The following is a 12,699-nucleotide window of genomic DNA, read 5'->3' as shown; positions in this document are numbered from 1 at the left end:
TTCTTTAAAATTTAAACTCGTAACTAATACTTGGTACTAAACCAAAATAAGTAAGCTTGTATGCCTTGTTATTTCCTGTTCCTAATCCAGTTTCACTATTGTTGTTGGTCAAGGTTTCTTTGAAGGTAATATTCGCGGCATTTTGGCGGTTATACACATTGTAAATACCAAATATCCATTGACTTTTCCACCGTTTTGTTTGTTTACCTTTTAACGTTGCTGAAATATCTAATCTGTGATAATTGGGCAATCGATGGGCATTACGTTCGCTATATTCAGGTATAGAAAGTCCGTTAAATGTGTATTTTGATTCAGGATAAGTAGCTGGTCTGCCTGATTGGAATATGAAATTGGCTGAAACAGACCATTTCTCAGATATCTTATAATTTCCAGTAACTGCAACGTTATGTGGCTTATCGTAATTTGTGACATAATAAGCACCATTATTTATTCCATTCCCACCATCGATACCTGGTGTTCTGCGTTCGGCTTTTGACAATGTGTAACTTATCCATCCTGTAAATCTTCCTTCACTTTTCTTTACCATAAATTCCAAACCATACGAACGTGCATTACCATTTAGTAGAATTGTTTCTGGTGAATTGTTTAAAATTGGTGAAGCACCATCAATAAAATCAAATTGGTTTTGCATCCATTTGTAGTATGCTTCTACACTAAATTCAAATATATTATCCTTAAAATTTCTGAAATAGCCCGTAGCAATTTGGTCAGCCACTTGGGGTTTAATAAATGTAGAAGTTGGCGTATAGATATCCAATGGAGTTGGAGAAGTTGCAGTAGAAAGCAAATGAATATACTGGTACATTCGGTTATAACCCAATTTAATACTCGACACCTCATTTACTTGATAATTCAAACTGAGGCGTGGTTCAAAGCCAAATGAATTGTTTAAGAGTTCATTTTTTCTATAATTCTTGTAGGATAAAATGGTTCCTTTCTCATAATTATTGATGACTGGATTATAAACAACTGGTTTCCCATTCTCGTAAATTGGAATGGAGTCGTTCGCCATTTGAGCGAATTGAGATATTCTTAATCCGTACATTAGTGTAAGTCTGCTAGAAATTCGGTAATCGTCCTGTAGGTATGCATAATTCTCTATAGCCCTTTTCTCTTTATAATTGGTCGGATTAATTGTAGAATTTGCTCCAAAAGGTTTAATATTTCCAGGATTGAATTGATATAAAATGGAACCTATACCAAACTTGATTTTGTGTTTTTCTCCTGTATAATAGTCAAAATCAGCTTTGAAGTTTACATTTGAAAGTGAAGAGTTCCATTGAAAACTATTACCTGGATAAAAAGTAATTTCATAATCGTAGTTAGAATAAATGGCACTCACATTCATAAACAGCTTAGGATTAAACAAATGGTTCCATCGAAACGTACTTGTTATATTTCCCCAAGAATTACCAAAACCGTTAGGTACAACAATTTTATCCCTACCAAAGTACCCTGAAAGAAATATTCTGTCTTTAGACGATAAACGGTAGTTGCTTCTGAAATTCAAGTCATAGAAATAAAGTTTATTACTTCTTATCTCTTTGTCTGATGAAAGAGGCAAAAATATATCTGCATAAGACCTTCTGGCAGAGAGTAGAAAAGACCCATTTGCACCATCTTCGTGTACTTTGCCAATTGGTGCTTCTAGAGTTACCCTACTTGATAATAACCCTATCCCACCTGTTGCGGTAAATTTTTTATTGTTTCCCTCTCTCATCCTAATGTCTAATACGGAGGAAAGTCTACCACCATATTTTGAAGGTATTCCGCCCTTGTATATGGTTGCATCTTTGAGTGCATCAGCATTAAAAACAGAGAAAAAGCCAAATAGATGAGACGGATTGTAAACAATAGCTTCATCTAGTAAGATCAAATTTTGGTCTGCAGATCCTCCTCTTACATTAAAACCTCCTGAACCTTCAGTGGGAGCAGAAACACCTGGTAGCAATTGTATAGACTTGAGTACATCTGCTTCACCAAGCACCATTGGAATTTGCTTGATATCTTTTGCAGATATTTTCTCCACAGACATATCAGTACTAACTATTTTTCGGTCTTTCTTTGTAGAAGAAACTACCACTTCTTTCAAGGATGTGATTTTCTCTTTTAATGAAATATCTGAGGTTATGTTTGAAGTTACCTCAATTGTAAGACTTTTTTGTTCGTAACCTGTGTAGTTTACTAATAAAGTTACTTCACCTTTATTTACAGTCATCGAATAATAACCATAGGCATTTGAAGACGCCCCAATAGATGTATTTTCAATTTGTACCGTTGCCCCAATAAGGAACTCATTTGTTACGCTATCTCTAACATAACCAGACAAAGTGTATTTCTGAGCATTTGCAGCGAATGACACAAAAATAGTTGCTATAATTAGCCAGCATTTTAATTTGATTACCATAAACATTGATTTGATTTATGGCTACAAAATTGATGCTGATTAAAATGAAAAACATTGACAAATGATAAAAAATTACTTCTGTGCTTTAATTCGGCTCAAACTTTCTTGAGTAATACCCAAATAGCTTGCTACAATCTTGTTCGATAATCTTTGAATAATGGCAGGATTAGTTTGCAACAAAAAGTCGTACCGCTGCTTGGCAGACATCTTTAAAAAACTCTCCAACCGCCAATGATTAGTAATATAGGCAACTTCAAGTTGCTTATTGTATAAATCTTTACCTAGTGTTGTTTCTTCAATTATTTTTTTAAAATCGTTGTATGATATTTGAAGAAGTTCTGCATGTTCAGTTGCTTCTATAAACTCATTGGTTGGGGTCTGCGAAATGAACGAGTGTATAGTAGTAATAAATTGGTTTTCAAGAGCAATATATCTTGTTGCTTCTTGCCCATCGTCATCAATAAAGTATGCCCTAACAGAACCCTTGCAAACGAAATAAGTATATCTACAAATAGCTCCTTTTGAAATTAGGGTTTCGTTTTTTTTTACGCTTATGGCTTTAAATGCAGATACAAGTTTTTCTATTTCGGTTGTTGTTGTCTGAAAGTTGTTAGCAAAATATGTCTTTAATTGTTCTGTCATTTTAGATGCTCTGATTTTGTTCTACACCAGCAGTAAATCTATTTATATGCCCATATATCTCCCCCGATTCGAGTGTATAGCAGAATGTTTATTTCCTTTTTTGTTTGTCAAAAATATTAAAAAAAACTTACTCCTGCTGCTTTCCTTCGTTACTAATTTGATGTATGGCGAGTTGGGTGGGGATGATTGTTCCTGAAGTCATCAAAAATGCTCTTGTTTTGGGAAAAAGTTCTTATAATATTGAATTTCTATGTGGACAAGCGCAAGATGCTCACGGTGGGGAACTTATCGGAAACGACAAAACAGGATGTTGGAAAATAGTATCCTAAAATACGTTGACCATTTTTTGTTATTAAATAATTCTGAATAAAATGTATATCATTTTCAATGTCGTTTATTTTTTCGCTTTCACAATCAGAAGTAATAGGAATAAAAAAAGCCAAGAAGTCAACTTCTTGGCTTTTCATTTTTAAACTTTTTGCAAAATTTTATTTGGATCATATCCAAAAAGTTTATAATTTTTTATTATTTCTGCTATTCCCTCTGGTAATTGTTTTTCCCAACCTTCGACACCATCACTAATCATTTTTAAAACTTCTCTAGAGAATATTTTCAAGTGACTTTTATCGAAATCAGTAATATCAACTACTTTTCCATTGTATGCAAAGAATTTGTAGAGTTCTTTCATTCTAGGGTGTACTTTCAAATTTTGTGAAGTTATGATGTTACCATTTTCATCTTCCATAGGATATAGAAATACCTTCAAATCGCGGTAAAAAAGCTTGCCAAAAGCTTCCAAAATCCCACCACTTAAATGACGATAGTATTTTTCATCAAAAATATCTATGAGGTTATTAACTCCCATTGCTAACCCCATTCGGGCTTTAGTATAACTTGCGAAGTATTCTACAACTTTGTAATATTCTTGGAAATTTGAAATCATAACTGTTTGACCCAAAGAGCATAATAATTGTGCCCTGTCCATAAAGTCTCTTTCGTCAATTTCACCCTCTGATCGTAAGTTAGATAATGTAATTTCAAATACGACTAAAGCATTGTCTTTATCAACTTTACTTTCCTCTAAAAACATTTTTAATGATCGCTCATACATGTCCATATTTACCTGTGTAACAGGTCGAAAGCTTCCTCTAAGTGCCAATATATTCTTTTTATAAAGTATGGCAGCTGGGAGTATGTTCTGTCCATCTGGGCCGAACATTACTGCGTCAGTCATTCCGTTTTTAACTAACTGCAAACTCATCAATCGATTATCTACATTAGCAAAACAAGGTCCTGAAAAATTAATTGTATCAATCTCTAACTGATCTTTATCTAAATGGTCATAAAGGTACCGCAATAATTTTTTAGGATCGTTGTATTTATAAAATGCACCATAAATCAAATTTACACCAAGAACACCAAGAGTTTCTTGTTGCAATCTAGAATCATTTTCTTTAAAACGTATGTGAAGTGTTATTTCGTTGTATTCTTGCTCAGGCTCTACTTGGTATTTAATTCCAACCCAACCATGACCTTTGAACTGCTTTGCAAAATCTATTGTAGAAACAGTATTGGCAAAACTAAAAAAAAGTTTGTTTGGATGTTTGTCTCTGTTTAAACGGTGTTCAATGAGTTCTACTTCGTGGGAAAGCATTTTTTTTAATCTACTTTCTGTTACATATCTTCCATCATCTTCAATTCCATAAATAGCATCACTAAAATCTTTATCATAAGCTGACATTGCCTTTGCTATAGTCCCTGATGAACCTCCAGCTCTAAAAAAATGTCGAACAGTTTCTTGTCCAGCACCAATTTCTGCAAACGTTCCATAAATGTTTTCATTCATGTTTATTCGTAATGCTTTATCTTTGATAGCAGGAATCTGTTCGATTGCTTTATCGCCCTTGAGTTTAATATTTGTTATTATAGTATTCATAGTAGTTTATATCTTTGCAAAGTTAGTAAAATAGGTATTTTAATTAAAAGATAATTAACGCTATTTTTGTTATTTGTTACTTTTTAAGTAAAAATATAAAACGATCATCTCAAAAACCATGCAATAATGCAAATTTATTTTCTTGGCACTGGAACTTCGCAAGGTATTCCCGTAATTGGAAGTAATCATTCTGTTTGTAAAAGTTCCGATTATAGAGATAAGCGGCTACGTGTTTCCGTATGGGTTAGTTGGGGTGATAATTCAATAGTTATCGATTGTGGCCCTGATTTCAGACAACAAATGCTTACCTCGGGTTGCTCAAAACTAGATGCATTACTTTTTACACATGAACATGCAGATCATACAGCTGGCTTAGATGATATTCGTCCTTTTTTCTTTAAACAAAAAAAAAACATTCCAGTGTATGCACACCTGCGTGTCATGGACAATTTAAAGAAACGATTTGATTATATTTTCGAATCCGATAATAAATATCCAGGAGCTCCAAGTGTTGAACCTATCGTAATTCATAATAATCAGAACTTTATCATTGGTAACACTGAAATTATTCCAATTGAAGTTGATCATGCAAATCTTCAGGTTTTTGGGTATAGAATTAAGGATTTTGTATATTTAACGGATGTAAAAACTATAGACAATGTCGAAATTAAAAAGTTAAAAGGGACAAAGATATTGGTTGTGAATGCTTTGCGAGAAGAACCACATCATTCACATTTTAGTTTGCAAGATGCTTTAGATTTTATACATTTGATTCAACCAGAGGTAGCCTATTTAACACATATAAGTCATCTTTTAGGTTTTCATGAAGATGTCCAACAAAAATTGCCTAGGAATGTTTTTTTAGCGTACGATAATTTACAAATCACAATTTAGAAATATGAAAAAATCATTGTTTTTATACCTTTTTATTATTGCTGTTTTGATGAATATTTTTACTTATAAATATTTTACTTCAAAAGAGAAAAGTGAACAAAAATTGCCAACTGAAGAGGCAAACAATATGAATCCTAAATCATTTGCAGATAGTATTATCAGTTTAAATGAGAGACTATATGAAGTAAATGAATTTTCTTTAGAACAAAATGACAGAGCACAAAACTACTTGTTTGAGAGTAGTAAAATCAATAACATTCCAGTTTTTGCAGAAAAAGTAACACAAGCATTGTTAGCTTTTAATGATGCTACGGAAGGAAATATATATACGGATCAGGCAAAAATGGGAAATCAAAAGTTTATCATCAATAAAGTCAAACTCTTGAATCACCGCTGGATTATTGCTAATTACAGCAATGGAGAACTATGGGGTGAAGTGCTTTTGAAGTATTTCGTCGAAGACAATGGCGCTATTTCTTTTGAAATTATGAATTCTTACTTATATCCTACGTCATTAAATTAAGCTTTAAATAAAAATGAAAATAAAAAAAATAAGCATAGTAACACTAGCTGTACTGAGCATTAGTTCATGTAGATTTATAGATAAAACTGAACAAACCGAAGAAACGAAACACAGTTTGACTGTTAAAGATTCCTCCGTTTTTAATGATAAAGATGAAAATGGTTGCTTAGCTTCAGCAGGTTATGTTTGGTCAAAAGTGAATAAAGAATGTGTCAAAGGTTTTTCGGGCATTCAACTAAACCCAATGGATAGGCTGGAAAATGAAGATGAAACTTTAAGTGCTTATGTACTGTTCAATAAAGATGCTAGTAAAGCTGAAATCTTCCTTCCTAAAGATACAACTTCAATAGTGTTATCAAGAAGTTCTGATGGAAAACCGTGGATTTTAAATGATTGGCAATTACTAGCCTCTAAAGGTTATATCCTTAAAAAAGGAGATAAAAATATGTTTTCCGGTGATGGTGAAATGGGCAAAAAAGAAATAGAAACCGATACCCAACAACAATAGTAAAAAAAAGGTCTTGAAATTAGGGTCGCTCAGTTCGGCTGTGCCTCGTGTCAAGACCTTTTTTTATGATTGTAACCAATTTTTTAAATCAAAGAAATTTTGTGGCGCAACTCCATGACCAACAGGATATTCTTTAAATACTACAGAAACACCTAATTTTTCTAATATTGGTATCGATTTTCTCGCCCAATCTACCGGAATAACTTGATCTACAGTTCCGTGTGAAGCAAATATTTTTAGGTTACTAACATTATTTTTAGCAAAATCATCTACGGCAATTTCGGTATTCAGATAGCCGCTCATTGCTACGATACGTTGAACTTTTTCAGGATAGGATAATCCAACAGCATAACTCAATATACATCCCTGACTAAAACCTATTAAGGTTATATTATTAGAATCAATTGGAAAATTGGCTAGTAACTCATCAATAAAATTTGAAATTATATCTCTAGATGCTCTGGCTTGACCAATATCGGAAAACTTATTTTCATCAGCATCAAAATTGATTGCATACCAAGCATAACTTCCATACATCAGGTCAAAAGGTGCACGAGCAGAAATCACATAATATTCATCAGGAAGTTCATTTGCAAAAGAAAACAAATCTTCTTCATTACTGCCATAGCCATGAAGCAATAGGAGTAATGGTCTTTTAGCATCGCTCAGTTTGGCGTTGCCTCGAGTGTCATTCTTTATTTGGGGTTCTCTGATTAAGTAATGTAAAGATAAACTCATTATAAACTTTTAAATGTTTTTTGAAAAAAAGGACCTAATAAAGGAATCATAGTTGTTTTTCCAAGAGCCGCACAAAAAAGCCCATATAGTGCCAAAACAGAAATAAAAATCCACATTGATGCGGCTACATAAATACTTTCAAAAAAACTTATGGAAACTCCCAGTATTATAAAAGTTATAGTTAATCCTAGACCTTGTCTGATATGAAATGAAGCAAACTTATTTTTATCATCTGAGTTCATTGAAAGCGCAATTAAAACACCAATAATTAAGATGTAGCTGGTAATTGCAATTGATCTACCTTCGTCGATTGTTTTTTTATCCATTGATAACAAATTTTCCTTGATTATAAATTCCAATAACTTTTCCTTTCATCTTTTGACCCAGAAAAGCAGAATTTTTAGATTTTGATAGAATATGTTCTTTTTCAAAAGTCCAATTATCATTCGTAGTAAATAAAGTTAGTGAAGCTTTATTATTTACTTCAATTACTTGATTTTCAAAATTTAAAATAGTTCTACCGAAAGTTAATTTCGTGATAATTTTTTCTAAAGGTAACACCACTAGTAAAGCGCCGAATGCACTTTCCAAACCTATGGTTCCATTTTTTGCCAAATCAAATTCCATCTTTTTATTTTCGATATCTATCGGATTGTGATCACTCGTTATGCAATCAATGGTATTATCCAAAACACCAGCGATTAAGGCTTGTCTGTCATCATCAGTTCGTAATGGAGGTGATACCTTATATCGGGTGTCAAAACCCTCTAACTTTTCATCAGTCATGACCAAGTGATGAACAGAAACACTACAGGTTACTTGTAATCCTCTTTTCTTAGCTTCTTTAATTAAAGCAACTGATTTTGCTGTAGACAGCGTTGGAATATGTAATTTTCCGCCAGTATACTCTAATAAAAATAAATTTCGAGTAACTAGTAGTTCTTCGGCTAAGTTTGGGTTTCCTTTTAAGCCCAATCGTGTTGAAACAATTCCTTCATTGGCAACGCCGTTTCCTTTGATGGTTTCATCTTGACAAAAAGCGATTACTAATCCATCAAAATCCTGAACATATTGTAATCCAATTTTCAGCAGATTAGCATTTGCCAAACTGGTATTATAATCGCCAAAGGCTATAGCGCCCGCATTTTTCATATCAAACAGTTCCGCCATATCTTTTCCTTCACTTCCTTTAGTAAAAGCGCCAATTGGAAACAATTCTGTAGCTGAGTTTACTGCTTTTTGTTTGACAAAATGTACTTGCGATTGATTGTCAATAATAGGATAGGAATTGGGCTGTAGCGCAATGCCTGTAAATCCTGATTTAGCTGCTACATTTAAACCGTTAGCAATAGTTTCTCTATCTTCAAAACCAGGTTCTCCTAGCGAAACGCTCGTGTCAAACCAACCTTGTGAAATATGCAAATCATCATGATGAAATTCTTCGTGAGTATCTATATTCAGAATCGAAACACCAATTTCTTCGATGATTCCATTGGTAATTTTAATATCAACAGTTTGATTATGATACGGACTTTTTGGGTCTACAATTGTTGCTTTTCGGATGATTAGGTTCATTTTACAAATTTTTGAATGAGTAATTCTAATGCTAAAAAGAGTAATGCTAAAATCACAAACCATTTCCAGATTTGCGTGTCGGTTCTATCGGTTTGTATACTATTGAAAACAGTTTCAATTGCATCAATCTCCTTAAAATTTTTCGCTATATCAGGATTAGATAAAGCCAAATTACTTTCGGTTCTATTATAGTTAAAACTGATATTCTGAAACAGATTAGTTTTGTTAAATATACCAAAATTTCCAGCTTCTAATGGATTATCATTAAAAGTCATTTTAACTTTAGTATTCATTAATTGTTGTACTGGAATAAAACTTTCAGCACTATTTTTTACAATTAGAATCTCGTCTTTTGATAAAAATGCATCAACTACAAAGGGTTGGTTTTCTCCAATAATAATTGCATTAACGCCTGTTTTTTGAATGTTTTGTGCCATATTGTAAAACGTTGGAACAATTATCGGTGAGTTCTGAAAATTGCTATTCAATTTGTTGATTGGCCCTGCAAAAAGATATACCGAAGACAAAACATTTGACACCGAAGTCAAGAATGGACTTTGATCTTCGTATGTTAAAACAGACGGTGAAGAACTGCTTAATCCGAATGAAGATTTGGTTGATGGATATTGGAAGTTATCAATTTTCTTTTCGAAAACGTTACTAAACAACGGATGATTAAAGTTAATTTTAGTTACCTTTTTTTCCGAAGTTGTAGCGGTTTTGAATTGTAATGTACCAAAGTTAGTTACAAATGAATTCAATTGAGTAATATTAGATTCAAGCGCCGGAATTAGAACCAAATTTCCTCCTTTGGCAACAAATGATTTTAGCGTGGTCTGCAAAGCTTGTGGAATATCTTTTAATTCATTGAGTATAATTGCATCTTGCTTTTCGATCAAATTATAATCTAAATTGGCTAATGGAATATTCGTAAAATTAAATTCATCGTTGGTGTAAATTCGGGCTAAGAAAAGACTTTTTTCGCTATCACCTATACTGATAACATTGGTTTTACTGGGTTTTGAAATGCTAAAATAATAGTTGTTGTCATACGCCAAACCCTTATCGGTTATCGAAACAAAGCCATGGAAATCTTCTTTTGGAATGGTGAAATTTATGGTTTTTGTCCCGAAGCTTCGGGATGTTTCAAAGTTGATTAGCGTCTTAGCAATTAATTTGTTTTTATTATACAAAGCAATAGGAATGTCTTTAAAATCTTCACCGTTTGCAGATAATTTTATTCCTATCTCATAAAAATTATCTAAATTTTGTCGAATGAAAACACTATCAATTGCGATATTATTTTTTTGTTCAGCTTTTGGGATTATGAAATAGATAGTATCTTCTTTTCTGAAACTTTTGGTTTGTTTTTCTTCTAAACCAACGGCATCGGTAATTACAATGATATCTTTATTGAATGCCGATTTACGGGCATTTACTTTAGCAATTAAATTATCCAATCGAAAAGGAGAAGCGCTATAATTAAGATTTTGCAATTCTTTTTGAATCGATTTGATATCCGTATTCCAATAATTATCAGCATTGGTAATCAACGAGAATTTTTGTGCTTCGGGAGTATGTTCTAATAAATCCTGAATGGCACGTTTTAATAATTCTCCTTTTTTGCCTTTGGCTTGCATACTGTAGGAATTGTCCAGAATAATATACATTTCATTTAAATTTTTCGTACTGTCTTTAGCTGAAAAGAAAGGTTGAGCAAAAGCAAATATTAAAAAAAGGAGTAAAAATAATCGTGTTAAAAGCAATAACCATTTTTTGATGATTGAACTTTTACGGGTTTGTATCGAAAGCTCTTTAAGAAATTGTACGTTGGTGAAATATTCTTTCTTAAAACGACGCAGTTGAAATAAATGAACCAGAATTGGGATTACCAATAAGAAGAGAAAATAAAGTACTTCTGGGTGTTTGAACTGCATTCTTTATAAAGATTTACCTCATGGTAGTTTTTTTTTCATAAGAATTCGTTGATTCTTACGAATTGTCAAAAATAGTAAAAAAAAGTGTTCAGTGTTCAGTATTTAGTGTTCAGATTTTTAAATTATGGCGACCTTTTTACTGCCAACTTATAACTGAACACTGAACACTACTTTTTCTTCCTTTTCGCCGCTCGAGTTTTTAAGATATTCCTATTAACAGAAGTTCCTGTTTTTTTCTTGGTTTTGGATGGACCACCAAGGTTTACTTTTGAATTTTTCTTAGACTTTTCATGAAAAGAAGCTCCACCTTCTAATTTATTGGTTTTTAAAATGACTTTCAGTTTCTTTTTGTCTTTTTCAAATTCCAATAAGCGAGTAGCCACTTCAACGGTTGTTGGAAGCGCTAAAATCTTGATTTCTTTATTCATCAGCATTTCTGCTTCTATCTGAATTTCCTGTTCATTTGGACCAATCAAACTAACTGCAATTCCTGATTTATCGGCACGACCAGTTCGACCAATTCGGTGAATATATTGTTCAGGGACTTCCGAAAACTCAACATTGATAACGTGTGTCACATCAGAAATATCCAAACCTCTAGCCATTACATCCGTGGTTACAATTCCTCTGATTTCTCCAGCTTGAAACGAAGCCATAGTTTGCAAACGATAGTTTTGTGATTTGTTCGAATGGATGATTCCAAATTGATTAGGATAGCTCTCTTCTAATTTTACAGCTAGTAAATCGGCCGTTTTTTTATTGTTTACAAAAAGCAAAACCCGTTCTAAACTTTCGTCTTTTAATAATTCTACAATCAGGTTTATCTTTGTTAAAAAGTTAGGCACAAAGTATCCCAACTGTTCTATTTTCTCTAAAGGTGTTCCTGATTTTTCAAGTGTAACTTCTTCTGGAAAGTCAAAATAATCTTCTAACATATCATCAACCTCATCGGTCATGGTTGCCGAGAACAAGATGTTTTGTCGTTTATTTTTTATCATCGATAGGATTGAAGTAACCTGAGTTCTAAATCCTAAATTGAGCATTTCGTCAAACTCGTCAATAACCAATTTTTGTAAGCTGTCAAATCGAATGACATTATCTAATGCCAAATCCATTACACGACCTGGAGTTCCAACCAAAACATCAATCCCTTGATAAACTGCTTTTTTCTGTGTGTTGATATTCACACCACCATAAACACCAAGTGTTCTAACCGACATGAATTGGGATAGTTTTTCAACTTCTCCCGCTATTTGAACAACCAATTCTCGGGTTGGTACCAGTATAACAATTCTCGGAGTATCGGTTGCCACAAACTTCCATTGCTTTAAAATTGGTAATAAATAGGCAAAAGTCTTTCCTGTTCCGGTTTGTGCAATACCCATCATATCTCGCCCTGACATAATTACTGAAAATGATTTCTCTTGAATTGGAGTAGGTGTGGTTAGTCCTAATTCGTCTATGGCTTTTTGTAGTGATTTTGGAAGATTGAATTGCTCGAAAGTGCTCATTGCAGTT

General features: G+C 33.0%; 12 protein-coding genes. 4 read left to right on the top strand and 8 right to left on the bottom strand.

Features of this window, described 5'->3' with window-relative positions:
• Positions 1 to 4 precede the first annotated feature (4 nt).
• Both ACIQ2L_RS09195 and ACIQ2L_RS09190 read right to left on the bottom strand, forming a co-directional pair.
• Positions 5 to 2,428 carry a carboxypeptidase-like regulatory domain-containing protein gene (locus tag ACIQ2L_RS09195; RefSeq protein ID WP_396158024.1) on the bottom strand — a complete coding sequence of 808 codons (2,424 nt, stop codon included), beginning with the start codon at positions 2,426 to 2,428 and terminating at the stop codon, positions 5 to 7.
• Positions 2,429 to 2,500: 72 nt separating this feature from the next.
• Positions 2,501 to 3,070, bottom strand: coding sequence for a Crp/Fnr family transcriptional regulator (locus tag ACIQ2L_RS09190; protein WP_396158022.1), 570 nt, complete (start codon positions 3,068 to 3,070; stop codon positions 2,501 to 2,503).
• A 164-nt stretch (positions 3,071 to 3,234) separates the two neighbouring features.
• Here ACIQ2L_RS09190 and ACIQ2L_RS09185 point away from each other — a divergent pair, with 164 nt between their 5' ends.
• Positions 3,235 to 3,399: a hypothetical protein gene (locus ACIQ2L_RS09185; protein WP_396158019.1), complete on the top strand. Its 165-nt coding sequence runs from the start codon at positions 3,235 to 3,237 to the stop codon at positions 3,397 to 3,399.
• A 140-nt stretch (positions 3,400 to 3,539) separates the two neighbouring features.
• Here the strand turns inward: ACIQ2L_RS09185 and ACIQ2L_RS09180 are convergent, their stop codons facing one another.
• The gene (locus ACIQ2L_RS09180) at positions 3,540 to 4,997 is read right to left on the bottom strand and encodes a TonB-dependent receptor (RefSeq protein WP_396158168.1); all 1,458 of its coding nucleotides are present in this window, start codon (positions 4,995 to 4,997) and stop codon (positions 3,540 to 3,542) included.
• A 135-nt stretch (positions 4,998 to 5,132) separates the two neighbouring features.
• Here ACIQ2L_RS09180 and ACIQ2L_RS09175 point away from each other — a divergent pair, with 135 nt between their 5' ends.
• Genes ACIQ2L_RS09175 through ACIQ2L_RS09165 form a run of 3 tightly spaced genes read left to right on the top strand, consistent with a single transcriptional unit; the run spans position 5,133 to position 6,931 of the window.
• Positions 5,133 to 5,900, top strand: coding sequence for an MBL fold metallo-hydrolase (locus tag ACIQ2L_RS09175; protein ID WP_396158017.1), 768 nt, complete (start codon positions 5,133 to 5,135; stop codon positions 5,898 to 5,900).
• Between the two features lie 4 nt (positions 5,901 to 5,904).
• Positions 5,905 to 6,423 (top strand): hypothetical protein, encoded by a 519-nt coding sequence (locus tag ACIQ2L_RS09170; protein WP_396158015.1) that lies wholly within the window; start codon positions 5,905 to 5,907, stop codon positions 6,421 to 6,423.
• A gap of 13 nt (positions 6,424 to 6,436) precedes the next feature.
• Positions 6,437 to 6,931, top strand: coding sequence for a hypothetical protein (locus tag ACIQ2L_RS09165; RefSeq protein ID WP_396158013.1), 495 nt, complete (start codon positions 6,437 to 6,439; stop codon positions 6,929 to 6,931).
• 63 nt (positions 6,932 to 6,994) lie between these two features.
• Here ACIQ2L_RS09165 and ACIQ2L_RS09160 read toward each other — a convergent pair whose 3' ends face one another.
• The 5 genes from ACIQ2L_RS09160 to ACIQ2L_RS09140 form a co-directional block, all read right to left on the bottom strand.
• Entirely contained in the window at positions 6,995 to 7,669 is a 675-nt protein-coding gene (locus ACIQ2L_RS09160; RefSeq protein WP_396158010.1) for an alpha/beta hydrolase, read from the bottom strand.
• Positions 7,669 to 7,995 carry a hypothetical protein gene (locus ACIQ2L_RS09155; protein ID WP_396158008.1) on the bottom strand — a complete coding sequence of 109 codons (327 nt, stop codon included), beginning with the start codon at positions 7,993 to 7,995 and terminating at the stop codon, positions 7,669 to 7,671. Before ACIQ2L_RS09155 ends, ACIQ2L_RS09160 begins: the two co-directional genes overlap by 1 nt.
• A complete protein-coding gene (locus tag ACIQ2L_RS09150) occupies positions 7,988 to 9,244 on the bottom strand; it encodes a dihydroorotase family protein (protein ID WP_396158006.1) in 1,257 nt (418 codons plus the stop codon). The genes ACIQ2L_RS09155 and ACIQ2L_RS09150 overlap by 8 nt, the downstream gene beginning before the upstream one ends.
• Positions 9,241 to 11,181, bottom strand: a complete 1,941-nt coding sequence (locus ACIQ2L_RS09145) for a BatA and WFA domain-containing protein (protein ID WP_396158004.1) — start codon at positions 11,179 to 11,181, stop codon at positions 9,241 to 9,243. The genes ACIQ2L_RS09150 and ACIQ2L_RS09145 overlap by 4 nt, the downstream gene beginning before the upstream one ends.
• Positions 11,182 to 11,348: 167 nt before the next feature.
• Entirely contained in the window at positions 11,349 to 12,692 is a 1,344-nt protein-coding gene (locus ACIQ2L_RS09140) for a DEAD/DEAH box helicase (protein WP_396158001.1), read from the bottom strand.
• Between the last annotated feature and the right edge of the window lie 7 nt (positions 12,693 to 12,699).

The sequence above is a fragment of the Flavobacterium sp. genome (genome assembly GCF_044369455.1).
Taxonomy (GTDB): domain Bacteria; phylum Bacteroidota; class Bacteroidia; order Flavobacteriales; family Flavobacteriaceae; genus Flavobacterium.
The sequence above is the reverse complement of the archived record's forward strand: the minus strand, read 5'-3'. Positions and strand labels throughout refer to the sequence as shown.

Coding starts and splice junctions, on each gene's coding strand:
- ACIQ2L_RS09140 (WP_396158001.1), bottom strand. CDS start 12,692: ATGAGCACTTTCGAGCAATTCAATCTTCCAAAATCACTACAAAAAGCC.
- ACIQ2L_RS09185 (WP_396158019.1), top strand. CDS start 3,235: ATGGCGAGTTGGGTGGGGATGATTGTTCCTGAAGTCATCAAAAATGCT.
- ACIQ2L_RS09190 (WP_396158022.1), bottom strand. CDS start 3,070: ATGACAGAACAATTAAAGACATATTTTGCTAACAACTTTCAGACAACA.
- ACIQ2L_RS09155 (WP_396158008.1), bottom strand. CDS start 7,995: ATGGATAAAAAAACAATCGACGAAGGTAGATCAATTGCAATTACCAGC.
- ACIQ2L_RS09175 (WP_396158017.1), top strand. CDS start 5,133: ATGCAAATTTATTTTCTTGGCACTGGAACTTCGCAAGGTATTCCCGTA.
- ACIQ2L_RS09165 (WP_396158013.1), top strand. CDS start 6,437: ATGAAAATAAAAAAAATAAGCATAGTAACACTAGCTGTACTGAGCATT.
- ACIQ2L_RS09170 (WP_396158015.1), top strand. CDS start 5,905: ATGAAAAAATCATTGTTTTTATACCTTTTTATTATTGCTGTTTTGATG.
- ACIQ2L_RS09160 (WP_396158010.1), bottom strand. CDS start 7,669: ATGAGTTTATCTTTACATTACTTAATCAGAGAACCCCAAATAAAGAAT.
- ACIQ2L_RS09195 (WP_396158024.1), bottom strand. CDS start 2,428: ATGGTAATCAAATTAAAATGCTGGCTAATTATAGCAACTATTTTTGTG.
- ACIQ2L_RS09150 (WP_396158006.1), bottom strand. CDS start 9,244: ATGAACCTAATCATCCGAAAAGCAACAATTGTAGACCCAAAAAGTCCG.
- ACIQ2L_RS09145 (WP_396158004.1), bottom strand. CDS start 11,181: ATGCAGTTCAAACACCCAGAAGTACTTTATTTTCTCTTCTTATTGGTA.